We start from the raw sequence: 2,076 nt of genomic DNA on the forward strand, positions 1-2,076 counted from the left end.
CTGCCGGGGTTGCCTTCACAGCCGCCGCGGGGGCAGGCTTGCTCGCCGCCGGCTTCGCAGCCGGGAAGGCGTCGCGAAGTTTCTTCACAACGGGGGCTTCAATGGTGGAGGACGCTGAGCGAACGAATTCGCCGAGTTCCTGCAATTTGCTCACTGCCTCTTTGGAAGTGATGCCGAGCTCTTTTGCAAGCTCGTGGACGCGGGCCTTGGCCACATTTCTCCTGTCTCGGCCCGCACCGGACAGGTACGAACCGCTTAATTCTTACTGCAACATTCCATGTCGGAATGGGCGGCATGAGTGAGCACGAAGATGCTCATTTTTGGGCACTCATCGCTGGGTACTCATCGGGTTTCCATCGGTTTTCTGACCCGCTTTCACAAAGGGACAATGTCGGTTGACGGTGGTTCAGTCGGCTTGGCCGGAAAAGCCTGCAAACTCGGCTTCCAAGCCGCCCGCGCTGGTCACGCCCGGAAGGGCCCGCCCAATGGCGCGGCGCTTGAGCGCCAGTTGCAAACATTTCGTGCTGGGGTGCAGCCACGCTCCCCGGCCAGGCATGCGACGTCGTAAATCAACCAGCGCCTCCGGCTCGCCGGTTTCGCTGGCTGACTTGACCAGTCGCACTAATTTTTCCCGGGCATCGGTTTTCCTGCAACCAATGCAGGTTCGCACAGCTTCGGAGGAGGCAACGGACAAGGTCCGCGCTTCTTCAGCGTTCTTTCCCAACTATGCAACCCTTACTGGCCATACCGGACGGTGCCTGCCCAATCAGCTTGTTCAAAACTTGTTCAAAACTGCTGGCAGGCAGCCCGGACACCCGGTCCCCACTATTCTACCGTGCCAGCAAGCCGCTTTCCTATTCTGCGGCGGCGTCGGAGATGATGTCGATCCGCCATCCCGTCAGCTTTGCCGCCAGGCGGGCGTTCTGCCCTTCCTTGCCAATGGCCAGGGACAGCTGATAATCGGGCACCACCACCCGTGCGGAACGTCCGTCCGCATCCACGATGGTGACGGAAATCACCTTGGACGGGGAGAGGGCGCTGGCGATAAATGCGGCCGGATCCTCGCTGAAGTCAACAATGTCGATCTTTTCGTCGTTAAGTTCAGTCATGACGGCCCGGACGCGGGACCCCATTTCCCCGATGCAGGCGCCCTTGGCGTTGACGCCGGCCTTGTTGGCCTTGACCGCAATCTTGGTGCGGTGCCCGGCCTCGCGGGCGAGGGCAACAATCTCCACGGTGTTGTCCGCGATTTCCGGGACTTCCATTTCAAAGAGCTTGCGCACCAGGCCCGGGTGGGAGCGGGACAGGGTGATGGACGGGCCCTTCAAGCCGCGGTGCACGTCAACCACGAAGGCGCGCACGCGGGTCCCGTGGCGGTAGCTCTCCCCCGGCACTTGCTCGTTGGGGGGCAGCACACCCTCCACGGCGCCGAGGTTGACCTGGATCATGTTGGGGTTGTTGCCCTGTTGGATCTGCCCGGAGACCAGCTCGCCCTCCTTGCCGCGGAATTCGCCCAACACGTTGTCATCCTCCACGTCGCGCAGGCGCTGCAGGATGATCTGGCGGGCGGTGCTGGCGGCAATGCGGCCAAAACCGGCGGGGGTGTCGTCGAATTCGCCGATCCGCTCCCCTTCCTCATCCACCTCTGCCGCCCAAATGGTGACGTGGCCGCTCTTGCGGTCCAGCTCTGCCCGGGCGTGCTCGATGGCGCCCGGAGACTTGTGGTAGGCCATCAGCAGGGCCTGCTCGATGGTGGGGATGAGAAGATCCAGCGGGATCTCGCGTTCACGCTCCAGTATTCGCAGCGCGCTCATATCGATATCCATGGTCAGCTTTCCTCTCCATCGACCGCGTTGCCGCTGGTCGGCTCAAAATCCAAATCAAGCTCGGCCTCATCCAGGCGAGCAAACTCTATTTCCACAACGCCCCGGCGAATCACGGAGAACAATACTTTCTCGGGTTCGCCCTGTTTGGGCTTCATGCCCTTCTTCACGGGCAGTTCCGGCCGCAACATCACGCCGTCGGGCTCCACCGCAAGAATCCGGCCCACCAGGTTTTCCCGGTCAATGGCGTTGA

The 2,076-nt window shown here is 61.8% G+C and carries 3 protein-coding genes and 1 pseudogene; all 4 read right to left on the reverse strand.

Annotation, left to right across the window (positions count from 1 at the left end):
* Positions 1–214, reverse strand: a 214-nt coding sequence (locus LPN03_RS20635) for a translation initiation factor IF-2 N-terminal domain-containing protein (RefSeq protein ID WP_262455744.1), incomplete at its 3' end; no start/stop codon positions are given.
* Between the two features lie 192 nt (positions 215–406).
* The gene (locus LPN03_RS20640; RefSeq protein WP_262455745.1) at positions 407–694 is read right to left on the reverse strand and encodes a YlxR family protein; all 288 of its coding nucleotides are present in this window, start codon (positions 692–694) and stop codon (positions 407–409) included.
* Between the two features lie 160 nt (positions 695–854).
* The gene (gene nusA / locus LPN03_RS20645) at positions 855–1,826 is read right to left on the reverse strand and encodes a transcription termination factor NusA (RefSeq protein ID WP_262455746.1); all 972 of its coding nucleotides are present in this window, start codon (positions 1,824–1,826) and stop codon (positions 855–857) included.
* A gap of 2 nt (positions 1,827–1,828) precedes the next feature.
* Positions 1,829–2,076 (reverse strand): annotated as a pseudogene (locus LPN03_RS20650) (ribosome maturation factor RimP); the annotation flags it as partial.

This window comes from Arthrobacter sp. A2-55 (genome assembly GCF_025548615.1).
Classification (GTDB): domain Bacteria; phylum Actinomycetota; class Actinomycetes; order Actinomycetales; family Micrococcaceae; genus Specibacter; species Specibacter silviterrae.